Source organism: Streptomyces sp. NPDC058796, from assembly GCF_042745235.1.
Taxonomy (GTDB): domain Bacteria; phylum Actinomycetota; class Actinomycetes; order Streptomycetales; family Streptomycetaceae; genus Streptomyces.
In genome coordinates this window covers 44,140-65,088 of sequence record NZ_JBHYOP010000009.1, presented here as the reverse complement: position 1 = coordinate 65,088, position 20,949 = coordinate 44,140, and the positions used below count along the sequence as shown (strand labels likewise).

The window sequence follows — 20,949 nt, the reverse complement described above, 5'->3', positions numbered from 1 at the left end:
TGTAACGCCCCAGGGGCCGCGCAGACCGCATCCCCCGAACCGACCGTGAGGACGACAGGCAATGGACATGCTGTGGAACGGCTGGGGCGACCCGGCCAGGGCGACGCCGCTGCCCGGCACGGTGACCGGGGTGCTGCGCGAACTGCTCGGCGTGAAGCCCCGCGACACCGCCCCCGTCCCGCTGGAAGGGATCGGTGTACCCGCGTCGCCGCTGGACGAAGCCGCCCGCCGCGCCCTGGAGACCGCCGTCGGCGACCGCCCCGACCGGGTGCGCACCGACGCCGAGACCCGCGTCCGCCACACCCGCGGCAAGTCCACCCCCGACCTGCTGCGGATGCGGACCGGCGACACCACCGACACCCCCGCCGCGGTCGTCCTCCCCGACAGTCACGACGAGGTGCTCGCCGTACTCGACGTCTGCGCCCGGCACGGCCTGGCCCTCGTCCCCTTCGGCGGCGGCACCTCCGTCGTCGGCGGCCTCGCACCCGAGGGCCGGTCCGGACGCGCCGGCTTCGTCGCCCTCGACCTGCGGCACATGGACCGCCTGCTCGACCTCGACGAGGTCTCCCGCACCGCCACCCTGCAACCCGGCCTGCGCGCCCCCGAGGCCGAGGCTCTGCTCGCCGCACGGGGCTACACCCTCGGCCACTTCCCCCAGTCCTACGAGTGGGCCACCATCGGCGGCTTCGCCGCGACCCGCTCCAGCGGACAGGCCTCCGCCGGCTACGGACGCTTCGACGAGATGGTCCTCGGCCTCACCCTCGCCACCCCCGAGGGCACCCTCGACACCGGCCGCGCCCCGCGCTCCGCCGCCGGACCCGACCTGCGCCAGCTGGTCCTGGGCTCCGAGGGAGCCTTCGGCGTCATCACCTCGGTCACCGTGCGCATACGGCCCCTGCCGGAGGTCCGCCGCTACGAGGGCTGGCGCTTCGCCTCCTTCGACGCGGGCGCCACCGCGCTGCGCCGCCTCGCCCAGGACGGTCCCCGTCCCACGGTGCTGCGGCTGTCCGACGAGACCGAGACCCTGATCGGCCTCGCCCAGCCCGACGCCATCGGCGCGTCCCTCGACCGGCAGGACGCCGGCTGCCTGGCCGTCGTCGGCTTCGAGGGCACCGAGGAGGACGCCGCGCACCGCCGCGAGGGCGCCGCCGCGGTCCTGCGCGAGTGCGGCGGCACCTTCGCCGGGGACGAGCCGGGGCAGCGCTGGGCCCACGGCCGCTACTCGGCGCCGTACCTGCGCGACTCGCTGCTCGACGCCGGGGCGCTCGCCGAGACCCTGGAGACCGCGACCTACTGGTCCCGGATCCCCGCCCTGTACACCGCCGTCCGCGACGCGCTCACCGGCACCCTCACCGAGGCAGGCACCCCGCCGCTGGTCATGTGCCACATCTCGCACGTCTACGAGAACGGCGCCTCGCTGTACTTCACCGTCGTCTCCGCCCAGGGCGAGGACGCCGTGGCGCACTGGACGCGGGCCAAGCACGCCGCCAACGAGGCGATCCTCGCGGCGGGCGGCACCATCACCCACCACCACGGCGTGGGCACCGACCACCGTGACTGGTACGTCCGGGAGGCCGGGCCCCTCGGCTTGGCGGCCCTGAGCGCCGTCAAGCGGAGCCTGGACCCGGCCGGCGTGCTCAGCCCCGGCGTCCTGCTGCCCGGGGACGGACCAGGCCGCCCGGCACACCCCAACCCGTGAGACAACCGTCCGGCACCACCCCCCAGCCCGGAGGCACATCGATGCGACAGTTCACCGCCGTCGTCAACCCCACCGCGGGCGGCGCCACCTCGGCCGCCGCGCTGCTCGGGGTGGCCCGGCTGCTGCGGGAGGCGGGCGCCGGGCTGGAGACCGAGTACAGCCGCAGCCTCGGCCACGCCCGGGAGATCGCCCGGCGGGCCGGGGAGCGCGGCCGGGTGGTGCTCGCCGTCGGCGGTGACGGCATGGCGGGCGGGATCGGCGGCGCCCTCAGCGGCACCGGGGCGACGCTGGGACTCGTCCCGGCCGGCCGGGGCAACGACTTCGCGCGCGCCCTGGGCCTGCCCACCGGGCCCGCCGCCCTCGCCGAGGTGCTGCTGCGGGGCGAGCCGCGCCCCGTCGACACCATCGAGGTCACCTCCGCCGTCCACGACCGCACCGTCGTGCTCGGCAGCGTCTACGCCGGTGTCGACGCGCTCGCCAACCGCCACGCCAACGAGACGCGCCTGCTGCGCGGTGCCGCCTCCTACTACGCGGGCGCCCTGCGCGCCGTCACGGGCTGGCGTGCCACCCGCTACCGCGTCACCGTCGACGGCGAGGAACACGTCTTCACCGGCTACACCACGGTGGCCGCCAACTCCGGCTTCTACGGCTTCAACCGGCGCATAGCGCCGTCCGCCCGGGTCGACGACGGCCTGCTGGACGTCGTGATGATCCACCAGGCGCCCCGGCTGCTGTTCTTCGCCCTCATGAACGAGCTCGCATCGGGCGCCCACGTCCGCCGCCCCCAGGTCCGCGTCCTGCGCGGGAAGGAGGTACGCATCGAGGCCGACCGGGCCGTACCGTACGGCGCCGACGGCGAGGTCGAGGCCGTCGTCCCGGTCACGGCCAGGGTGCTGCCCGGCGCGCTGCGCGTCCTGTGCTGAGCACGCCGCCGGGCCGGCCACCGCAGACGGTGACCGGCCCGGCGGGTGCGGCTCTCAGCCCCGGGGGGTGGTGAACCGTTCCCAGACGCGGTGCGAGCCCAGCAGTTCGGTGACCTGTTCCAGGGCCGCCGTGCCGGAGTCGGCGACGATCACACCGGGCGCGTCGACCGGGACCCCCGACGCCTCCAGCGCGACCTCGCCGCCCGCCCAGACGCCGATCGCCTTGCCGTGCCGGAACGCCTCCGACACCAGCAGGCTCACCCGCGGGTCGGTCGTCGCCGGCCGTGCGGGCGCCGGCCCGGACTTGTAGTCGCGCGGGGTGTACGCGTCGCTGCCCATGTCCGGCGCCCCCGCCAGCAGTACGGCGTCGAACTCGACGGAGCGCGCGGTGACGTAGCTGCGCTGGACGGTCACCGCGGCGTCGCCCGAGCCGAGGGTGCCCCCGTTCGGCGCCACCACCAGCGGTACCATCCCCGCGTTCAGCACCGCCTGCCGCACGGCGTTCACGCCCTCCAGGTCGCCCCCGCCCGTGACGATGCCGACGACCCGGCCGTCGGTGGGCCAGGTCCGCCCGACCTGCGACAGCGCCGGGCTCGGCTCGACGTCGGCCAGCGGGACGGTCGGCTGCGGGGCGGGGAGGCCGAGTCCCTCGGCGACACCCGCGCACAGCTCCGGGTCGATGTTGGCCAGCACCTGGAGCGTCCGCTCCCGGACGGCCTGCTCGTAGCACTTGCCCAGCTCGAAGGTGTAGGCGCCGATGATGTGCTCGCGCTCCACCGGGCTCATGCTCAGCCAGAAGCGCCGGGGCTGGCTGAAGTGGTCCGCGAACGACTCCGGCGCCTCGCGCACCTTGGTCGCCTCCGGGACCCGCACCGGCGCCTCGATGTACGCGCCCTCGGCGGCGCCGGCCGTGAACGGGCAGCCGCCGTCCAGGGAGTTGGGCCGGTAGGGCGCCACCCCGCGGTGCACCGCCGTCTGGTGCATGCCGTCGCGCAGCATGTCGTTGACCGGCGCCTGCGGCCGGTTGATCGGCAGCTGCGGGAAGTTGGGGCCGCCCAGACGCGTGATCTGCGTGTCCAGGTACGAGAACAGCCGCCCCGCGAGCAGCGGGTCGTCGGTGATGTCGATGCCGGGGACCAGGTGGCCGACGTGGAAGGCGACCTGCTCGGTCTCGGCGAAGAAGTTGGACGGGTTGCGGTTCAGCGTCAGCAGCCCCACCGGCTGCACCGGTGCCAGCTCCTCGGGCACGATGTTGGTCGGGTCCAGCAGGTCGATGCCCTCGAAGGTCTGCTCCGGGTTGTCGGGGAAGGTCTGGATGCCCAGCTCCCACTGCGGGTACGCGCCCGCCTCGATCGCGTCCGCCAGGTCCCGGCGGTGGAAGTCCGGGTCGACGCCGTTGATGAGCTGCGCCTCGTCCCACACCAGGGAGTGCACGCCCAGCTTCGGCTTCCAGTGGAACTTCACCAGCGTCGTCTCACCCGCGGCGTTGACCAGCCGGAAGGTGTGGACGCCGAAGCCCTCCATCATCCGGTAGGAGCGCGGGATGCCGCGGTCGCCCATGAAGAAGATGGTGTGGTGGGTCGCCTCGGTGTGCAGCGAGACGAAGTCCCAGAAGGTGTCGTGCGCGCTCTGCGCCTGCGGGATCTCCCGGTCCGGGTGCGGCTTCGCGGCGTGCACCACGTCCGGGAACTTCACGGCGTCCTGGATGAAGAAGACCGGAATGTTGTTCCCGACCAGGTCGAAGACGCCCTCACTGGTGTAGAACTTCGTCGCGAACCCGCGGGTGTCCCGCACGGTGTCCGACGACCCCCGCGAGCCGACCACCGTGGAGAACCGCGTGAACACCGGCGTCTCCACGTCCGCCGCGAGGAACCCGGCCTTCGTCACGGAGGCAGCCGTGCCGTAGCTCTGGAAGACACCGTGCGCGCCGGCGCCGCGAGCGTGCACCACGCGCTCCGGGATGCGCTCGTGGTCGAAGTGCATGACCTTCTCGCGCAGATGGTGGTCCTGCAGCAGCACGGGGCCGCGCGGACCCGCCTTCAGCGAGTGGTCGGTGTCGTACAGCCGAGTGCCCTGAGCGTTCGTCAGGTAGGCGCCGGACTGCGCGACGCGGGCCTGGTCGGCGCCGGTGGGCTGGCCGGTGGGCGAGACGGTGTCCGGGCCGCTCTGGTCCGGCTTCGGGGGCAGCGGCTCCCGGGGCTCGGTGGGTTCGGCGACGGGCGGCGACTCGGACCCGGGTTTGCCGGGGACGCCGTCCGCCGGTCCGCCACCGTCGCCCTGCAGGCTCTCGGTGACCTTGTGGGCTACCCGCTTGAGGGGGTTGGCCTCGCTCATCAGCCTCTTCTCCGTTCTGGGCGGGCCGCTGCACGCGGCCGGTCGTGTTCGGGTACCGACTGCCGTGGTGGGCCGTGACCGCGTACCCAGCGAGCGGGACTCAAGGCATGGGCGCGGGGGAACGGACGCGGTCGTCTCAGGTGACGGACTCCCCGTCGTGCACGCCGCCCTGACAGCGTTTCGTGAAGGATCCCGTCCCCGACTGGTCGACCGAGACGACGATCAGCCCGCCGCCCTGGATGCACTCGGTCGCCGTCACGTCCGCCGGGAGGTGCGCGTCGGGGGAACCGGAGGCCGCGGCGGGAGCCGCGCAGAGCACCGGCACGGTCAGGGCCGCGACCACGGCCCACAGGGACTTGCGCATCAGTGGGGCTCCTTCTCGACGGTCCGTACCAGCGTCACCGGGCGCGGTGCGGTCCGCCACTTCAGACGCGCGCACGAGGGAGGGCCCCGACCGGCCGCGCCGGCCGGGGCCCGTGTGCACCTGGGTCCGGAGTCGGTGTCAGGCAGGAGTGTGCGTCACCCGCACCGGCTCGAACGAGACGCGGGTGCGCCCGCCGCCGTCCGCCCAGACCACCTCGACCTCCCGCTCGCCGGGCACGACCTCCGTGACGGCGTCCGCCAGCGGGCCGGGCCCCGGTTCGCCGGTGAGCGCGGCCAGGCAGACGTGCAGCGAGGTGCCGCCGCCGGACTCGCCGGACAACCGGGGCAGCTCGGCCCACTGCGTGTACGCGGTGCCCTGCGGGGCGCGGACGGTCTCGGGGCCGGGATTCCAGCCGTGCAGTCCGTGCAGTGCCGAGACCAGGGGCTCCTCGGGGCCGGTGGCCCACCCGGTGTGCGTGAGGCGAGCGCCGGGCGGCGCCCCGGTCACCCGGTGCACCCTCAGCTCGTACGGCCCCTTGGCCACGGTCACGCTCTCCACCCGCAGCCCCGGCACCATCGGGGGGCCGCCGGCGAACACCGGCCGGTGCCAGGACGCCGCCCAGCCCCAGCCCTCGCCCTGCCCCGCGCCGAGCGGGTGGACACGGCGCCGCACACTGCCGCGGCCGTTCACCTGGACCGAGAGGTGGTTGTCCGCGACGTTCGCGACGGCGGTGGGGCCGGTCCGGGTCGAGTAGGCATGCCGGCCGTAGTGCGGGTCGTCCTCGGCGGCCACCTCGCCCTCGTGCGGCCGGACGTGGTCGCTGCCGTGGTTGTGCAGCCGTACGATCCCGTCGGCGCGCGTCGCCTGGAGCAGCAGCCCGGGTGCCGGCAGGGCGAGCACGCGGTCCGCCTCCTCCACCGGGGCCGCCTCCTCGGTGGCCGTCCACAGCGGGTGGTCGGCGGGGGCCAGGAGCGACACGAACGCCTTCGACGCCCAGTACGGGGAGGCCGGCCCCGAGTACGGCTGGAGGGTGGCCTCGTGGGGGCCGTGCCAGCCGAGGCTCAGCAGCCCGTCGTCGGTCAGCGCGCCGCGCTCCAGGAAGTACCGCAGATTGCCGCTCACCAGCCGCCGCGAGGCGCCCGGTGCCAGCGGCGTGTGCCCGGTGACCGCGCCCAGCCCCACGGCCGCGGAGGCCGCGAACCGGTAGGCGAGCGAACGGCCGTAGTGCAGCGGTGCCCCGTCGCCGCCGAACATCAGCGCGTAGCCGTCGAGGTGCGTGCGCAGCCGTGCCCCGTACCGGGCGGCGACCGGCCCGGTGTCGCCGGCCAGATGGGCGTCGAGCACCGGGTACAGGTGCAGCGCCCAGCCGTTGTAGTGGTCGAAGGCGCGTCCGTCGCCGTCCGCGTACCAGCCTCCGCCCCGGTACCAGCCCTCCATCAGCTCCAGCGCCCGCTGCCGGGCCGCCGCCGTCTCGCGGTCCCCGCGGCCGACCGACTCCAGGAACCCGGCCACCGTGTACGGGAACAGGTACCAGTTGTTCGGCGCAGGCACGTGCCGCAGCGCCCCGCGCAGCCACTCCTCCACCCGGTCCCGCACCCCGGCGTCGAGGTTCTTCCACAGCCAGGGCGCGGTCAGCCGCAGCCCGAGCGCGACCGACGCGGACTCGACCATCGGCTGGCCCTGCACGTCGTGGTCGAGGATCAGCGGCCAGGACTCGGTGTCCTCGCGGCCGGGCGTGCGGGTGCCCGAGTCGAGGCCGCTCGCGCAGCGGTCCAGCCAGCCGTGCGGGTCGTCGCCGTCGGCGCCGGCGACCCGGAAGGCGGCCGCCAGGAAGGTCCGGGCGAAACCCTCCAGCCCGTCGGAGCGCACGCCCGAGCGCGAGGGCCGCCCCGGCAGGTCCAGCAGGGCGCGGCCGGGGGTGCTCCAGCGCCACGCGGCCCACAGCAGCCCGTCCGCGACGGCTTCCCAGTGAGCCCGGGTGTACCCGGTGTACGGGCTCGGCGCACGGTCCTCGGTGGGCAGTTCGAACGGGATGCTCATGCCAGGAACGCCAGCCTTTCGCGTCGTACGGGATGGAGGAAGCCGGAACCCGACGCCCACCGGGTCGTCTCGGCGAGGGCGAGGTCGGCCAGGCGGCGCCACTCGTTGCCCTCGGAGCCGGCGAGGTGCGGGGTGATCAGCGCGTTGTCGCACTCCCACAGCGGATGGCCGGTGGGCAGCACCTCGGGATCGGTGACGTCCAGCACCGCCCGGATACGGCCCGCCAGGACGGCGTCGGTGAGCGCTTCCTGGTCGACGACCGCGCCCCGGGAGGTGTTGATCAGCACCGCGTCGGGCCGCATCGCGTCGATCAGGGAGCGGCCGACCAGGCCCCGGGTGGTGGGCAGCAGCGGCGTGTGGACGCTGACGGTGTCGCAGCGCGCGAACAGCTCGGGCAGTGTCACCAGTTCGACGCCGAGCCGGGCGGCGTCCGCGGCGCCGACGTACGGGTCGTGCAGGAGGACGTCCACGTCGTGCGGGCGCAGCAGCTCCACGACGCGGCGGCCGATCAGCGAGGCCGACAGGATGCCGACCGTACGGCGGTAGTTGCCGACGCCGCGCGGGGTGCGCAGCCAGTTGCCGCGCTCCCGGGACACCCGGTAGTCGCGGGCCCGCTCCAGCACCCGCTTGCCGGTGAGCAGGATCATGGAGAGCGTGTACTCGGCCACCGGCAGCGCGTTGGCGGCGGCGGCCGAGGAGACTTCGATCCCCCGCTCCCAGCACGCGTCGGTGACGTGTCCGCGGACGCTGCCCGCCGTGTGCACCACGGCCCGCAGCCGCGGCGCGGCCCGCAGCACGTCCTCGTCCAGCCGCGGACAGCCCCAGCCGGTGACCAGCAGGTCCACGTCGGCCAGCACGGCGGCGGCCCGCGGCGTGGACAGGTCGTCCAGCACCGGGAACGGCGCGAGGTCGCAGACCCGGCGGAAGGCGGCGAGGGACTGCGGGTCGAGGACCGCCGAGGCGGCGTCCCGGGACATGGCCACGGCGGCACGGGGCCGGAAACCGGGGCCGGGAGAGTGCAGGGTCACTTGACGGCTCCGGCGGTCAGCCCGCTCCGCCAGAAGCGCTGGAGCAGGACGAAGGCGAGGATGAGAGGCAGTACGGCGAGCAGTGAGCCCATGATCACCACGGGGTAGTACTCCGGCGACACGGACGCCGCGCTGTTCCACTGGTACAGGCCGAGACTGACGGGATACAGGTCCTGGTCGGACAGCATCACCATGGGCAGGAAGAAGTTGTTCCAGATCGCGGTCAGCTGGAAGAGGAAGACGGTGATCAGACCGGGGCCGAGCATCCTGAGCGCCACCCGGGCGTACGTGGTCAGCTCGCCCGCCCCGTCCACGCGTGCCGCCTCCAGCACCTCGTCGGGCACGTAGCCCCGCGCGAAGATGCGGCCGAGGTAGACGCCGAACGGGTTGAACAGCACCGGGATGAAGACCGCCCAGAAGGTGTTGACCAGGCCGGCCTCCGACGCCATCAGGTACAGCGGCAGCGCGAGCACCGTCTGCGGCACCATGACCGCCGCGAGAACCAGGCCGAACAGTTTCTCCTTGTGCCGGAAGCCGTACTTGTCGAAGGCGTAGCCGCAGGCCACGCTCACCAGCGCGCCGACGGCCGCGCCCACCACCGCGTAGAGCAGGCTGTTGACGTACCAGCGGCCGTACAGCCCGCCGTCCATGGCGAACAGGTCCCGCATGTTCTGCAGGAAGGAGAAGTCGCTCAGGGACAGCAGGTCGCTGCTGAAGAGCGCGTCCCGGGTCTTGGTGGAGGCGAGCACCAGCCACAGCACCGGCAGCAGGGTGTAGAGGACGGAGACACCCACGACCACGTTGACCGTCGCGCGGCCCAGCAGTCTCGGGCGGAGCAGAGAGCTGTCGGTGGCGCTCATCGGGCCTCCTCCGTGAGGTCGGCGCGGCTGGTGAAGCGGGTGACGCCGTAGGACAGGGCGATGGTGCAGACGAGCAGGACCACCGAGGCGGCCGCCGCGAGGCTGTAGTTGTTGCGGGTGAAGGCCGCGTCGTAGATGTACATGCTGGGCGAGAACCGGGAGCTGATCATCGGGGAGGACTGGCTGAGCAGCATCGGCTCGGTGAAGAGCTGGAGCGCCCAGATGAGCGTGAAGATCGAGACCATCACGATCGAGGCGCGCACCAGCGGCGTCTTCACCTGGAGCGCGGTGCGCACCGGCCCCGCGCCGTCCACCACGGAAGCCTCGATCACCTCGCGCGGCACGGCCTGCAACGCTGCGTAGAAGACCACCATGTTGTAGCCGAGGTTGCTCCACAGCGCGATGTTCACGATGGACGGGATCACGGTGTGCACGCCGAGGAAGTCGACGGTGATGTCGCCCTTGGCGAAGAGCTCGATCACCGGGCTGATGCCGGGCGTGTACAGGTACAGCCAGATCAGCGCCGCGATGATGCCGGGCACGGCGTGCGGCAGGAACAGGCCGAGCTGGGCGAAGGCCCGCAGCCGGACCACGCCGGAGTCCAGCAGCAGGGCGAGTGCGAGCGCGCCGACGACCATGAGCGGGATGTAGATCAGGCAGTACAGGGCGACCGTGCCGAGTCCGCCGAGGAAGGTCGGGTCGGTGAGCACGGCCGCGTAGGAGCGCAGCCCCACGAAGATCGTGCGTTCGGGGCCGAAGCCGAGGCCGGGCTGGTCGTCGCTGAAGAAGCTCAGGTAGACGGCCGTGCCGACGGGAATCAGGAAGACGGTGACCAGCAGGGCGAAGAACGGCGTCATCAGGACGCCGGCCGCGGTCAGCTGACGGCGCTTGGCCGCTCTGCGGGCGCGCAGCCCGGACGCGGAGGGCGCCGGGGCACTGGCGGGGGAGGCGCCGGCCGGCACCCGGGTGCGGGTGGTCGTGGTCATGGGGTGTCACCTGCCTTTCGTCGGCTCAGGTGCTGTGCTGGGTGGTGGACAGGCCGAGGGCCTTGAGGTCGGGCATGGTGCCCTCCTGGGCGGCGCGCAACGACTCGACGAGGGACCCCTGGCCGCCGCTGACGCGGGCGAAGGAGTCCTGCATGACCTTCTGGGTGGCGCTCATCCGCGGCCCCCACAGCCACTGCTCGCCGATCTTCTCGGCCTCCCGCTCGAACAGGGTGTAGATGTCCTGACCGCCGTAGTAGGACCGGTCGAAGGCGTCGCGGCCCACGGAGACCAGGCCGGGGGCGGCCGGGTACTGGCTGCTGGTGCCGCTGGACAGCCGGGCCCGCAGTGCGTCGGGGTGGGAGACCTGCCACTCGATGAACTCCATGGCAGCCTCGGGGTGTTCGCTGTCCTCGGTGACGGCGAAGGTGGAGCCGCCGTGCGTGCCGGCGGAGGGGCTTGCGGTGTCCCACTGCGGCATCGGGGCGATCCGCCACTGGCCCTTCTGCCCCGGCCGCGCGTTCATCTGCGCTCCCGCGTCCCAGGCACCGCTGAGCCGGGTCAGGACCAGGCCGTTCGCGATCTGCGCGTCGGACTGCCGGCTCTCGACGGCGTTCATGAAGACGTCGTCCCGGTCGATCAGACCCTGCCAGTACTCGGCGACCCGCCGGGACGGCGCGTCGGCGAGGGAGACGTTCCAGGCACCCTTGGAGGTGTCGAACCACTGGGCGCCCGCCTGCCAGGCGTAGCAGGCGAACTGCGTCATCCCGTCGGTGGGGAACAGCACCAGCCTGCGGTCGGGTGCCTGGCGGCGCACGGTCGCGGCCTGTTCGGCGAACTCGTCCCAGGTGCGGGCGGGCCGGAGCCCGTAGCGGTCGAAGAGGTCGGCGCGGTAGTGCATGACCATGGGCTCGACGTCCAGCGGCACGCTGAACACCCGGCCCTCGAAGGTGGTCAGTCCGAGGGACTGCGGCAGCAGCTTGCGGCGCAGGCCGTCGCTGACCAGACCGGTGATGTCGCGGGCGACGCCGTCGATGGCGTACCCGGGCACCTGCGGATACTCGATGGTGGCGACGTCGGGCGCGTTGCCCGCCCGGGCGGCGTTGCTGAGCTTGGCGTAGCCGCCCTGCCCGCCGGACGGGATCTGGTTGAACTCCACCTGGATGCTGCGGTGGGTGCGGTTGAACTCGTCGACCACCTCCTGACTGCCGCGCAGGGCGGACCAGAAGGTGATGCGCGTGGCGCCGCCCGTGCGGGCCGACGATGCGCCGTTCCCCCCGCTGCAGGCGCTCACGGCTCCTGTCAGGGGTACGGCGGCCATCGCGGCGAGCACGGAGCGACGGCTGGGTCGTCCGGGCATGGCGCCTCCCGCGGCTCCTGCGGGCCCGCGTTGGGTGCGGGCCCGACTGTTCGGGACACGGGAATCCTGAAGCCTCCAGTACAAACGGTCAATAGATCGATCAGAAGGAAATAAAGCGCTCAAACGCTCATTCCTTCGCGGCGGTCGAGCCGCGGACCATCAGCCGGGGCAGCAGCTCGACCCGGCTCGTGGGCCCGGGCGCGCTCTCCCGCAGGCGCCGGAGCAGCAGCTCGGCGGCGACCCGCCCGACCTCGGCCCGGGGCGGGGACACGGCCGTCAGGGGGGGAGTGGCCAGACCCGCCACCACGTCGTCGTACGCCACGACCGAGCAGTCCCGCGGCACCCGCACGCCCTCGGCCGCCAGCCGCTGCACGATCATCAACGCGTCCACGTCACCGTGCAGCACGACCGCGCTCGCCCCCGTCTTGCGCAGCAGCACCGGAAGTTCGGCGGTCTCGTCAGCCGAGTACGGGCCCTCCGGCCCCGACTCCGGGGTGCTCAGCGCCCACGCCCACTCCTCCACCAGCGGGTGCGCGGCGGCGATCTCGGCCAGCGCGGACCGCAGCGTACGGGCGGTCGGGCTGTCGTCCCGGGTCGCGAACACGATGCGGCGGTGCCCGAGCCCCACCAGGTGCTCCACCGCGAGGTGCGCGCCGTACCAGTGGTCCGAGCACACCGAGTCCAGTACGTGCGGCGCGCTGCCGCGCCGCGGCCGGCGCTCCATGAGGACCGTCGGCACCTGAAGCCCGGACAGCCAGGCGTGGTCCGCCTCCTCGACGGCCAGGCTGTTCCACCGGGGTGCGAGCAGCAGGCCCCGGGCGCCGTCCGCGAGGGCGCGCTCGACCAGCGGGCGCTCCGCGCCCGCCGCCTGGGGCGCGATGTGCAGCGCCAGGCGCACCCCGGCCTCCTCCAGCACCGTGCGCGCCCCGTGCAGCGTCTCGGTCAGGTACGAATGCCGCTCCGGCACCACCACGGCCACCCGGTCCCCGTCGGCGCCCTCCCTGACGGGCGCCTCCTGCGCGGGCAGCGTCGACCGGACGACGCCGTGCCCGCGGCGCAGCCTGCCCTCGCGCGTCAGCTCCTCCACGTCGCGGCGCACCGTCACCACGGAGACCTGCAACTCGTCGGCGAGATCGCGCACCCGCGCGGTACCCCGCGCCTGGACCGCCGCCAGAATCCGCTGACGCCTGAGATCGACCGGCTCCCGCATCAGGCCTCCCACCCCCGTGATGTTCGTTTGAGCGATTCTGGGTCATCATAGCGATCGCTCAAGCGGGTGCCCGTGCTTACGAAGGAGGTGCTACGGCTCCGGGTCCGCGAGGAGCGGCCCCAGCGGGCCCAGATCCAGGTTCAGGTCGCCGCGGCTGAGGCCGTGCTGCGCGCACAGGTCGTCCATCCGCTCGTCGAGCAGCATCAGCGCCGTACCGAGCCGCTCCTCCTGCTCCCCGCTCAGCGTCCCCTCGTCGAAGCGGCGCACGGCCTGGCGCTCCATCAGCTGGCGCAACAGCTCCACGACGGTGAGGACCAGAGCGGCCAGGTCATTGGTGACCCGCTCCGGGTCCAGGTCGAGGGAGTGGGCCCGGGGCGCGCTCACAGCGGTCCGCTGTCCGGCCAGGGGGCGGGCACCCGTTCGTTCACCGACGACAGCAGCGCGTGCAGCGAGATCCGCACCAGCGGCACGTCCGCGATGGCCAGCACCAGGTCCCCACTGACGACGACACCGGTGGCCAGCACCCGGTCCAGGAGGTCGACCAGCGGTACGCCCACCGGCGCGTACGGCTCCGGTCCGCCCCACGGGACGGGTTCGGGGCCCGGCGTACGGGTGTCCGGGCCGATCACGCGCCCACCGTCCGCGGTGTGCGCTGCGGCTCCTCGTCCCAGCGGGCGAAGGAGTACGGGATCCAGGGGCCCGACGCGCCGACCTCCACGGCCGTGAACCGCCCGTCGGCGGTGAGCCGGGACAGAGCGCGCGTGAAGGCGGGCGACTCCGCGTCCTCCACCAGGTAGGCGGCATTGAGCACCTGAGGGGAGCGCCGGCCGGTGAGCCGCTCGCTCTGCGGCCGGTGCCGGGCGGCGGCGACGGCGTACCGCCTCAGTTCCGCGTCCACGGCCTCCGCCTCGGCCTGTGCCCTGGCGTGCCCGTCGCGCCGGTCACGGCGCCGTGCGCTGGCCCGGCTGAGGTAGTCACGCCCGCCGGCGCCCCGGTCGCGGGAAGCGCCGGAACCGGCGGCGGGCTCCGCCGGCCCCTCGACGGCGTGCACCTTCACCGCCCACTCCGTCCGGTCCCGGAGACGTTCGAGCAGCACGTCCAGCACCGCCTCCCGGCCGGCCACCGCCTGTTCCGCGCTCCGGTCGCCGCGGTACAGGGTCGCCATCGGCAGCGGTACGACCGGGCCGCGGGCGGCGGCGGCCTCCACGCCCCGGTGATGGGCGCGGGCGCAGCGCTCCAGCTCGTCGGGCCGGTTCAGGCGCTCGGCCAGCGCCTCCTCGTCGAACAGTGCGGCCGGGACGTCCTGCACGACCAGGCACAGACCGCCCGCGCGCAGGACGCGCAGCGGGCCGCCCTCCTCGTGGCCGGTGGCCGCGGCCAGGCCGGCGCCGTCCGGCGCGGTGCGGGTGACGGCGAAGGCGCACACGAGGTCCGGGACCGCCGGTCCGGCGGGGTACTCGCTCACCGCGCGACCTCCGTCATGTCCTCGGCGTCCCTGCCGGGGGCTTCCTCCAAGGCGTCCTCCAGGGCGTCGAGCCGGGCCCGCAACCGCGCGTTCTCCTCGGCGAGCGCGTCCCGCGCGGCCCGGGAGGACAGAGCCGGGTCGGTCTCCCACCAGTCGATGCCCGCCTTCTTCGCGGTGTCCACCGAGGCGATGAACAGGCGCAGGCGGATGGTGAGCAGTTCGATGTCCAACAGGTCGATCTTGATGTCACCGGCGATGACGATGCCCTTGTCGAGGACCCGTTCGAGGAGGTCGGCGAGGTTACCGGTGACGGGCGCGTAGGGCTGGGTGTCCGGGGCCGCGTAGCGGTGGTCGAGGTCCGTCACCGCGTGCTCCCCGGGGGGTCAGCGACGGGTGCGGGCACGTTCGCGCTCCTCGTACTCGTCGCCTTCATCGTCGTCTTCGTCTTCATCGTCGTCTTCGTCTTCGTACTCGTCGTCACGAGCGTCGTCGTACTCACCTTCCTCCTCCTCCAGCGCCTCCTCGTGGCTCCGGACGACCTCGCCGTCGCGGATCTCGCCGCGCCAGCCCTCGATCTCCTCGTCGTCGCCCATCAGGGTCACGTGCCGGGCGAAGTGCTTGAGGTCCAGGCGCAGCCGGCGTCCCTGGGCACGCCAGAGGTTGCCGGTCTTCTCGAAGAAGCCCGCCGGGTAGTACTCCACGACCACGACGACCCGGGTCAGCCGGGGTGCCAGTTCGTGGAAGGTGACCACCCCGTTGGTGCTGCCTTTGGCGCCCTCGGAGGTCCAGACGATCCGCTGGTCGGGGATCTGCTCCTGGACGGTCGCCTTCCAACTGCGGGTCGAGAAGGCGATCTTGGCGGTCCAGTCCGAGGTCACCTCGTCGTGGGGGCTGACACTCTGGACGCCCTTGGTGAAACCGCTGAAGTCCTGGAGCTGCGTCCACTGGTCGTAGACGGTGCGCAGGGGGACGCCGATGTCGACGCTCTCCATGATGTGCGTGGCCTTGACGCTGCCGCCGCTGCTCCCGGAGCCACCTCCGCCACCGGGACCACCGCCGTCGGCGGAGGCCGTGAGGCGCTCGGTCAGCCCACCGATCCTTTCCCCCGCCTTGCCGACGAGGCTGTGCCCCGTGGCGGAGAGGTAGCCGCCGAGCGCGTCCTTGAGGTCGCCGAGGGGCGACGGCCCGCCGTCGCCCTGCCGGTCGGGGCTCATCCGCGCTCACCTCCGCGCCGCACCGGGCTCGCGGTCCGCTTCGCCGGGGCGGTCTTCTTGGCGGCCGCCTTCTTCGCGGTCTTCGCGGGAGGCGCGGTCTTGCGCGGAGGCGCCTTCTTGGCCGCCTTCCGGGGCGGCGGCGCCGCCCGCCGGGCCTCCGCCCGGTCCTCCTCGTCGAAATAGGCGTCCTCGTCCGGACCGCCCTCATCCTCGTGGTCCTCGTAGACCTCGTAGTCCTCGTGGTCCGCGTCGTAGCCGTCGTCCCTCCGGCCCGCGCCCGTGAGTGCGTCGGTGCGGTCGCGGAGGTTGTCCGCGAGGCCGGTGAGGGTGCGGTTCGCCGCGGCGGTGGCGGCCGTGCGTCCGGCGGTCAGCAGCTCGCCGCGCAGCTGGTCCGTCAGTTCCTGGAGCTGCGGGTTGCGCTGGAGTCCGGAAATGCCCTGGGAAAGGACCTGCCCGGGGGAGAGACCGATACGCCGGCCCATGAGGTAGGAACCGACCGCGAAGGCGAGTTTTGCCTTCTTCGTGCGGCCCATGAGATATCCGCCGGCCACGGCGGCCGCCAGGGCCGCCTTGCTGTCGTTCATACGTGCCTTCTCTGCGCTCGATGCGTGGTGGTGGATCGGCCGCTCGGCCGGGCCGGGCGTTCGAGGAGGGTGAGCAGACGTTCCTCCTCCCGCTCGAACGCCGCCTCGTCGAGGGACCCCTCGTCCAGTGCCCGGTTGAGCGCGGCCAGGCGCGCCTGGACGACGCGCGGGTCGTGGGCCTGGCGCCGGGCCTCCTGCAGCAGGTGGCCGGCGATCCACGCCGTGCCGCGCACCGGGGCCAAGGGCAGCAGCAGGAGCCCGCTCACGACGCCCATCGCGTCACCGCCCGGCCTGTGCGGGACCCGGGTCGACGAAGCTGTAGCACGGCAGGGGCCCGGTCAGGCTGAGCGCCAGCCGGTCGCCGTGGCCGCGTGCCAGGGTGTCCACCTCCTGACGGAAGCGTCGCTCGTCCGCCGAGCGCAGCAGGAACGAGACGCTCAGCACCTGCTCGTCATCGGTACGGCCCGGGACGGAGCGCACCGCGAGCGGGGTCAGGCGGTCGAGGACCTCCCGTGCCGCCCGTCGTGCCTCGCGGCGGACACTCCGGGCGATCGCCTCGCCCAGCCGGACATTGGCCTCGTAGTCCGGACGGCGCCGGGTGCGCAGGGCCAGGGACCGCAGCCCCTCGTCCCGGCGGACCAGCTCGGCGAAGTGACCGGGTACGACCGTCCCCTTGACGTTGAGTTCCACGCACCCGCGCACCTCGTCGAGCTGCCGTGTCAGGTGGGCAGCGTCCGCGCGCAGCTGGGAGAGCAGCGCGTCGGGCCGGGGACTGAGGACGGCGAAGCGCATGGGCAGCAGCGGCCCCTGGGCGGCCAGTTCGTCCAGTACGGCCTGGTGCGCCAGCAGGTCCCGGCGCCGGGGCCGGAGCCGTACGGGCGCCGGCGACACCGCGGCGCACAGGCCAGAGCCGGTCAGCAGCCGTACCGCGGCGCCGTCGACGCCCGGGGAACGGGGCGTCCGGACCCCGGCGGGGGTGATGCCGTAGACGTACAGGGCCTTGCGGACGGTGGCGGTCGTGGTGGCGGTACCGGTGGTCGCGGTCGCGGTTCCGGTGGTGGTCGCGGTTCCGGTGGTGGCTGGCGCGGTCATTCGTCCTCCGTCTCCGTACGCCGGCGGGGGCGGCTGCGCGGGCGGTCTTCCTCGTCGCGGGGGCGTGCGGCCGGCCGGCGGCGAGGCCGCTCGGGGCTGCTCCGGCCGCGCTCCGCGCGCTCCCGCTCCGGGGCGCGGTAGCGGATGTCCCCCTCCTCAGCCGCCTCCTCCTCGGGCGTGAGGACGTCGCGCACCTTGTCGGTCAGGGAGCGGGCCGTCCGCTTGGCGCCGGCCCTGCCTATCGTCTTGGCGACCGGGGAGCCGAACATCTCGGGCACGGTCTTGGAGCGCACGTCGTGCTCCAGGTCCAGCCGGTTGCAGGCCTCGGCGAACCGCAGGTACGTGTCGACGCTCGCGACGACGATGCGGGCGTCCACCTTGAGGATCTCGATGCCGACCAGCGAGACGCGCACGAAGACGTCGATCACCATGCCGCGGTCGAGGATCAGCTCCAGGACGTCGTAGAGGGTGCCGGCGCGGGGTGCGCAGACGACTTCGTCGTCGTAGGTGATCATGCGGTGGTCCTTCCGGGGACTGGCCTCACGGCGGTCACTGGTCCTGGGCACCGCGCCGGTAGCGGGCGACCCTTCGGTACTGGAGCAGGTCGCCGGCCGGGTCCAGCTCGACCTCGTAGGTGGCGAGGAGGCTGGTGGTGTCGGGGATGCGTGCCACCTCCAGCACGTCCACGTTGACGATCCAGCCGTCGTCCTCGCTCCGGCACACCGCCGAGACTCCCTCGACGCGGTGTCTGATCAGCTCGGCCAGGGCCTCCGCGGCGCGTTCGGCGGCGTCCCGGGCACCCCGCAACGAACGCTCGCGGGTGGTCGTGGAAGTCGTGCCGCGCCGCCGCTCGCCAGGTTCTGTCATGCTGCCCACTCTGGCCGCGGGCCCCGGCCGGCGCGTGCGCAGTTACCCCATCCGGGGCTGCCTTCGGGTCGGGCGGGGCGTGGCGCCCGTGGTGGTCAGGCGCCCGGCGAGGGGACGGGCGCGCGCCGGCAGTGCAGGAAGAGGTGGGGTTCCGGCCGTGCCTGCGGGTGGGCCGGGGTGAACATCGACGCCTCCTGCGCCAGCACCTCCAGGCCGGCTTCCTCGGCCACGGCGGTCAGTGCCTGCGCGGTGAAGCTGGTCACCCGCACCGGCTGGCCCATGAAGGTGGCGTCGACCCCCTCGACGTCCAGCGGCACCGTGGCCAGGACCAGGTGACCCTCCGGCTTCAGCGCCCGCACCAGTCGCCGGACCAGGTCCGCCTGCTCCCGCCGGTCGAGCTGGAGCAGCGAGAAGTACACGCAGACCGCGTCGAACGACGCGTCCGCGAGGCGCACCTCACGGATGTCCGCGCACTGGAAGGTGGCGGCCGGCACCTGACGCCTCGCCAGGTCCACCATGACCGGGGAGACGTCGACGCCCAGGACGTCGTGGCCGGCGCCGGCCAGGGTCTCGGCGGTGGGCCGGCCCGTGCCGCTGCCCACGTCCAGCACCCGGCTGCCCGGCGCGAGGTGTGCGAGCAGCCACTCCAGGGAGCGCCGGTGCGTCTTCGACCCGGCGAAGGCCTTCTCGTAGTCGGCGCCCAGCGCGTCGAACGCGGCGGCGGCCTGCGGCCGTTGCTGATCGTCGGTCACGACGTTCCCTTCGGTGGGACGGGCCGGTGCCGCAGGCATCGTTCCACCGGGGACGGCCGCTCACAAGGGCCCCTACGGGTGACCGGCCACGCCGCCCCGCCCTACCGGCCGTCGTCGTCCGGTGCCGTCCCCGGCTCCGCCATCCTCCGGTGCACGGCCGCCTTGACGCGGTCCGGCAGCACCTTGTCCGCCACGCCCTGCGCCTTGGTCTTCGCCGATCCCGTGACCAGTTTCCCCCGGCCCTTCATGACGGCGTCGTACGCCTGCCGCGCGACCTGCGCCGGGTCGTCCTTGTCCATGGTGCCGACCTTGGTGTCCTCCATGCCGGCCCGTCGGAAGAAGTCGGTCTCCGTGGGCCCGGGCATGAAGGAGGTGACCGTGACGCCGGTGTCCGCCACCTCCTCCTGCAACGCCTGGGCGAAGGACTGCACGAACGACTTCGACGCGTTGTACACCGACTGGAACGAACCCGGCATCGTCGCGGCGACCGACGACGTGAACATCAGCCGCCCCACGCCGCGCTCCACCATGTCCCGCAGCAACGGCTTGGCGAGCCGCACGGTCGACGTCACGTTGAGGTCGATCACGGACTGGTCGTCGGCCGGATCGGTGTCGACGAAGGCGCCGCCCCGCCCCACCCCGGCGTTGAGGGCGGCCACGTCCACCGTGAGCCCGGTCAGCGCGGCGACGAGCCGGTCGACGCCGTCCCGGGTGCGGAGATCCGCACGCACGGCCCGCACCTGGGCGCCGGTCTCGCGCAGCCGCTGGGCGGCGTGTTCCAGCCGTTCGTCCTCGGCGTTGACCACGAGGTCGTGACCGTGCTCGGCGAACAGCCTGGCCAGTTCGTACCCGATGCCGCTGGACGCCCCGGTCACCAGGGCGAGCGGCCTGCCGCCCGTCACGCTTCCCCCGTCCACCGCAGGGCCTGGTAGACCGAGGCCGTGGTGAAGCCGTACACGAGGTGCGGCACGAGGTCCGACACCCAGGAGATCCGGTCCCACGACGTCGGGTCGGTCACCCCGAGCACCGACGCCGGCACGTCGCTGCCCGCCATGGCGGCCACGCCGAGCAGCGGTCCGGCCAGCCAGTCCGGCAGCGGGCCGCTCCGGCGCCGCAGCAGCCCGTAGGCCGCGCCGACGCCGAGTCCGGTGACGTAGCCGAGGAGCGCCCCGACGGCCTGCTCCCGGTTGGTCCTGGTCTCCTCGTCGCCCAGGTCTACGCCGGCCCGGTCGACGAACCGGTCCGCCACCTGCGCGGGCACCTCGCTGGATCCCCGGCCGCGCAGCAGCATGTCGCCGTACGTGGTGAGGTTCAGCGCGACGGTCCCGGCCGCTCCGGCGACGAGGCCTTTGGTCACTGACATGCGAGGGCTCCCTCGGCGTGGGCGCTGGCGCGCGGACGGTTGCTGCGCGCCCCGGGTTCCCCGAAGCCCGGCGCCTAACAGGGCCGGCCGCGCCCCCGGCCGTGCGGTCACTCCGGCCGGGGGACGGCCCCGTCCAGAGCCAGGTCCACCAGCCCCCGCACGAGCGCCTCGTCCAGTGGCGCCCCGCTCAGCAGCACCCGGACGAACAGCGGCCCGCTGACGGCCTCGACCAGCAGACTCGCGTCGGTGTCCGGGGCCAGTTCGCCCCGCTCGACGCCCCGCCGGACCATCACCCCCGCACGGTCCAGACGCTCGCTCCAGTAGGGGCCGCGGCGGTCCTCGAGAGTGTCGTCCCGCTCGACGCTCAGCCGGAGCAGCGCCCGGCCCTGCGCGGTGCCGAGCAGCCGGGCCAGCGAGGAGAAGAAGGCCATCAGGTCGTCCCGGACGCGCCCGGTGTCCGGGACCGGCAGGGCGGAGTCCAGCTCCGTGGTCAGCGCGTCCAGGATCAGGTTCTCCCGCGTGCCCCAGCGCCGGTAGACGGAGGTCTCGTGCACCCCCGCGGCCCGGGCGACGGCGCCGACGGTCGCGCCCGCCAGCCCCTGCGCGGACAGCAGGTCCACGGCGGCGGTGAGCACCGCCCGCCGCATCGGCTCCCCACGGCGGCGCAGGGGCGGGGCGACGGGCTCCGAAGACGTCATGCGCCCAGCCTAAAGCAGGCAGACCTGCGTTGATGCGGCTAAAGCAAGTCGGCTTGCGTTGGGTGTACGGTTAACGCAAGCCGACCTGCGATGGACCGCCTGAGGCCGTCCGA

At 73.6% G+C, this 20,949-nt stretch carries 24 protein-coding genes; 2 read left to right on the top strand and 22 right to left on the bottom strand.

Annotated elements, in window-relative coordinates; genetic code table 11:
• Nucleotides 1-61: 61 nt before the first annotated feature.
• Both ACFW47_RS22820 and ACFW47_RS22815 read left to right on the top strand, forming a co-directional pair.
• Nucleotides 62-1,699 carry an FAD-binding oxidoreductase gene (locus tag ACFW47_RS22820; protein ID WP_386306856.1) on the top strand — a complete coding sequence of 546 codons (1,638 nt, stop codon included), beginning with the start codon at nt 62-64 and terminating at the stop codon, nt 1,697-1,699.
• Nucleotides 1,700-1,740: 41 nt separating this feature from the next.
• On the top strand, nt 1,741-2,622 hold the full coding sequence (locus tag ACFW47_RS22815; protein ID WP_386277345.1) for a YegS/Rv2252/BmrU family lipid kinase: 882 nt from the start codon (nt 1,741-1,743) through the stop codon (nt 2,620-2,622).
• 54 nt (nt 2,623-2,676) lie between these two features.
• Here ACFW47_RS22815 and ACFW47_RS22810 read toward each other — a convergent pair whose 3' ends face one another.
• The 22 genes from ACFW47_RS22810 to ACFW47_RS22705 form a co-directional block, all read right to left on the bottom strand.
• The gene (locus ACFW47_RS22810; protein ID WP_386277343.1) at nt 2,677-4,956 is read right to left on the bottom strand and encodes a catalase; all 2,280 of its coding nucleotides are present in this window, start codon (nt 4,954-4,956) and stop codon (nt 2,677-2,679) included.
• Between the two features lie 136 nt (nt 4,957-5,092).
• A complete protein-coding gene (locus ACFW47_RS22805) occupies nt 5,093-5,320 on the bottom strand; it encodes a hypothetical protein (RefSeq protein WP_386277341.1) in 228 nt (75 codons plus the stop codon).
• A gap of 138 nt (nt 5,321-5,458) precedes the next feature.
• Nucleotides 5,459-7,360 (bottom strand): DUF2264 domain-containing protein, encoded by a 1,902-nt coding sequence (locus tag ACFW47_RS22800; RefSeq protein ID WP_386306854.1) that lies wholly within the window; start codon nt 7,358-7,360, stop codon nt 5,459-5,461.
• Entirely contained in the window at nt 7,357-8,388 is a 1,032-nt protein-coding gene (locus ACFW47_RS22795) for a hydroxyacid dehydrogenase (RefSeq protein ID WP_386277337.1), read from the bottom strand. Before ACFW47_RS22795 ends, ACFW47_RS22800 begins: the two co-directional genes overlap by 4 nt.
• Nucleotides 8,385-9,248 (bottom strand): carbohydrate ABC transporter permease, encoded by an 864-nt coding sequence (locus ACFW47_RS22790; protein ID WP_386277335.1) that lies wholly within the window; start codon nt 9,246-9,248, stop codon nt 8,385-8,387. Before ACFW47_RS22790 ends, ACFW47_RS22795 begins: the two co-directional genes overlap by 4 nt.
• Nucleotides 9,245-10,234, bottom strand: coding sequence for a carbohydrate ABC transporter permease (locus ACFW47_RS22785; protein ID WP_386277333.1), 990 nt, complete (start codon nt 10,232-10,234; stop codon nt 9,245-9,247). Before ACFW47_RS22785 ends, ACFW47_RS22790 begins: the two co-directional genes overlap by 4 nt.
• A gap of 25 nt (nt 10,235-10,259) precedes the next feature.
• Nucleotides 10,260-11,591 carry an ABC transporter substrate-binding protein gene (locus ACFW47_RS22780; RefSeq protein ID WP_386306852.1) on the bottom strand — a complete coding sequence of 444 codons (1,332 nt, stop codon included), beginning with the start codon at nt 11,589-11,591 and terminating at the stop codon, nt 10,260-10,262.
• 127 nt (nt 11,592-11,718) lie between these two features.
• Nucleotides 11,719-12,801: a substrate-binding domain-containing protein gene (locus tag ACFW47_RS22775; RefSeq protein ID WP_386277329.1), complete on the bottom strand. Its 1,083-nt coding sequence runs from the start codon at nt 12,799-12,801 to the stop codon at nt 11,719-11,721.
• 90 nt (nt 12,802-12,891) lie between these two features.
• Nucleotides 12,892-13,185 (bottom strand): gas vesicle protein K, encoded by a 294-nt coding sequence (locus tag ACFW47_RS22770; RefSeq protein WP_217251295.1) that lies wholly within the window; start codon nt 13,183-13,185, stop codon nt 12,892-12,894.
• Nucleotides 13,182-13,430: a gas vesicle protein gene (locus ACFW47_RS22765; RefSeq protein ID WP_384478477.1), complete on the bottom strand. Its 249-nt coding sequence runs from the start codon at nt 13,428-13,430 to the stop codon at nt 13,182-13,184. Before ACFW47_RS22765 ends, ACFW47_RS22770 begins: the two co-directional genes overlap by 4 nt.
• Nucleotides 13,427-14,266 carry a GvpL/GvpF family gas vesicle protein gene (locus tag ACFW47_RS22760; RefSeq protein ID WP_386306850.1) on the bottom strand — a complete coding sequence of 280 codons (840 nt, stop codon included), beginning with the start codon at nt 14,264-14,266 and terminating at the stop codon, nt 13,427-13,429. The genes ACFW47_RS22765 and ACFW47_RS22760 overlap by 4 nt, the downstream gene beginning before the upstream one ends.
• On the bottom strand, nt 14,263-14,631 hold the full coding sequence (locus tag ACFW47_RS22755; RefSeq protein WP_386277324.1) for a gas vesicle protein: 369 nt from the start codon (nt 14,629-14,631) through the stop codon (nt 14,263-14,265). Before ACFW47_RS22755 ends, ACFW47_RS22760 begins: the two co-directional genes overlap by 4 nt.
• Nucleotides 14,632-14,649: 18 nt before the next feature.
• Nucleotides 14,650-15,480 carry an SRPBCC family protein gene (locus ACFW47_RS22750; RefSeq protein WP_386306849.1) on the bottom strand — a complete coding sequence of 277 codons (831 nt, stop codon included), beginning with the start codon at nt 15,478-15,480 and terminating at the stop codon, nt 14,650-14,652.
• A complete protein-coding gene (locus tag ACFW47_RS22745; RefSeq protein WP_386306848.1) occupies nt 15,477-16,064 on the bottom strand; it encodes a hypothetical protein in 588 nt (195 codons plus the stop codon). Before ACFW47_RS22745 ends, ACFW47_RS22750 begins: the two co-directional genes overlap by 4 nt.
• Nucleotides 16,061-16,339, bottom strand: coding sequence for a gas vesicle protein GvpG (locus tag ACFW47_RS22740; RefSeq protein WP_386277318.1), 279 nt, complete (start codon nt 16,337-16,339; stop codon nt 16,061-16,063). The genes ACFW47_RS22745 and ACFW47_RS22740 overlap by 4 nt, the downstream gene beginning before the upstream one ends.
• A gap of 4 nt (nt 16,340-16,343) precedes the next feature.
• A complete protein-coding gene (locus ACFW47_RS22735) occupies nt 16,344-17,156 on the bottom strand; it encodes a GvpL/GvpF family gas vesicle protein (protein WP_386306846.1) in 813 nt (270 codons plus the stop codon).
• A complete protein-coding gene (locus ACFW47_RS22730; RefSeq protein WP_386277314.1) occupies nt 17,153-17,671 on the bottom strand; it encodes a gas vesicle structural protein GvpA in 519 nt (172 codons plus the stop codon). The genes ACFW47_RS22735 and ACFW47_RS22730 overlap by 4 nt, the downstream gene beginning before the upstream one ends.
• Before the next feature lie 34 nt (nt 17,672-17,705).
• Nucleotides 17,706-18,023: a gas vesicle protein gene (locus tag ACFW47_RS22725; protein WP_386306845.1), complete on the bottom strand. Its 318-nt coding sequence runs from the start codon at nt 18,021-18,023 to the stop codon at nt 17,706-17,708.
• A 95-nt stretch (nt 18,024-18,118) separates the two neighbouring features.
• Complete coding sequence (locus ACFW47_RS22720) at nt 18,119-18,814, bottom strand: class I SAM-dependent methyltransferase (protein ID WP_386277310.1); 696 nt, start codon at nt 18,812-18,814, stop codon at nt 18,119-18,121.
• A 62-nt stretch (nt 18,815-18,876) separates the two neighbouring features.
• Complete coding sequence (locus tag ACFW47_RS22715) at nt 18,877-19,677, bottom strand: SDR family NAD(P)-dependent oxidoreductase (protein WP_386277308.1); 801 nt, start codon at nt 19,675-19,677, stop codon at nt 18,877-18,879.
• Complete coding sequence (locus ACFW47_RS22710) at nt 19,674-20,138, bottom strand: hypothetical protein (RefSeq protein WP_386277306.1); 465 nt, start codon at nt 20,136-20,138, stop codon at nt 19,674-19,676. Before ACFW47_RS22710 ends, ACFW47_RS22715 begins: the two co-directional genes overlap by 4 nt.
• A gap of 107 nt (nt 20,139-20,245) precedes the next feature.
• Nucleotides 20,246-20,836 (bottom strand): TetR/AcrR family transcriptional regulator, encoded by a 591-nt coding sequence (locus ACFW47_RS22705; RefSeq protein WP_386277304.1) that lies wholly within the window; start codon nt 20,834-20,836, stop codon nt 20,246-20,248.
• Nucleotides 20,837-20,949 lie beyond the last annotated feature (113 nt).

Coding starts and splice junctions, on each gene's coding strand:
- ACFW47_RS22820 (WP_386306856.1), top strand. CDS start 62: ATGGACATGCTGTGGAACGGCTGGGGCGACCCGGCCAGGGCGACGCCG.
- ACFW47_RS22815 (WP_386277345.1), top strand. CDS start 1,741: ATGCGACAGTTCACCGCCGTCGTCAACCCCACCGCGGGCGGCGCCACC.
- ACFW47_RS22810 (WP_386277343.1), bottom strand. CDS start 4,956: ATGAGCGAGGCCAACCCCCTCAAGCGGGTAGCCCACAAGGTCACCGAG.
- ACFW47_RS22805 (WP_386277341.1), bottom strand. CDS start 5,320: ATGCGCAAGTCCCTGTGGGCCGTGGTCGCGGCCCTGACCGTGCCGGTG.
- ACFW47_RS22800 (WP_386306854.1), bottom strand. CDS start 7,360: ATGAGCATCCCGTTCGAACTGCCCACCGAGGACCGTGCGCCGAGCCCG.
- ACFW47_RS22790 (WP_386277335.1), bottom strand. CDS start 9,248: ATGAGCGCCACCGACAGCTCTCTGCTCCGCCCGAGACTGCTGGGCCGC.
- ACFW47_RS22785 (WP_386277333.1), bottom strand. CDS start 10,234: ATGACCACGACCACCCGCACCCGGGTGCCGGCCGGCGCCTCCCCCGCC.
- ACFW47_RS22780 (WP_386306852.1), bottom strand. CDS start 11,591: ATGCCCGGACGACCCAGCCGTCGCTCCGTGCTCGCCGCGATGGCCGCC.
- ACFW47_RS22775 (WP_386277329.1), bottom strand. CDS start 12,801: ATGCGGGAGCCGGTCGATCTCAGGCGTCAGCGGATTCTGGCGGCGGTC.
- ACFW47_RS22750 (WP_386306849.1), bottom strand. CDS start 15,480: ATGAGCCCCGACCGGCAGGGCGACGGCGGGCCGTCGCCCCTCGGCGAC.
- ACFW47_RS22745 (WP_386306848.1), bottom strand. CDS start 16,064: ATGAACGACAGCAAGGCGGCCCTGGCGGCCGCCGTGGCCGGCGGATAT.
- ACFW47_RS22740 (WP_386277318.1), bottom strand. CDS start 16,339: ATGGGCGTCGTGAGCGGGCTCCTGCTGCTGCCCTTGGCCCCGGTGCGC.
- ACFW47_RS22735 (WP_386306846.1), bottom strand. CDS start 17,156: ATGACCGCGCCAGCCACCACCGGAACCGCGACCACCACCGGAACCGCG.
- ACFW47_RS22730 (WP_386277314.1), bottom strand. CDS start 17,671: ATGATCACCTACGACGACGAAGTCGTCTGCGCACCCCGCGCCGGCACC.
- ACFW47_RS22725 (WP_386306845.1), bottom strand. CDS start 18,023: ATGACAGAACCTGGCGAGCGGCGGCGCGGCACGACTTCCACGACCACC.
- ACFW47_RS22720 (WP_386277310.1), bottom strand. CDS start 18,814: ATGCCTGCGGCACCGGCCCGTCCCACCGAAGGGAACGTCGTGACCGAC.
- ACFW47_RS22710 (WP_386277306.1), bottom strand. CDS start 20,138: ATGTCAGTGACCAAAGGCCTCGTCGCCGGAGCGGCCGGGACCGTCGCG.
- ACFW47_RS22705 (WP_386277304.1), bottom strand. CDS start 20,836: ATGACGTCTTCGGAGCCCGTCGCCCCGCCCCTGCGCCGCCGTGGGGAG.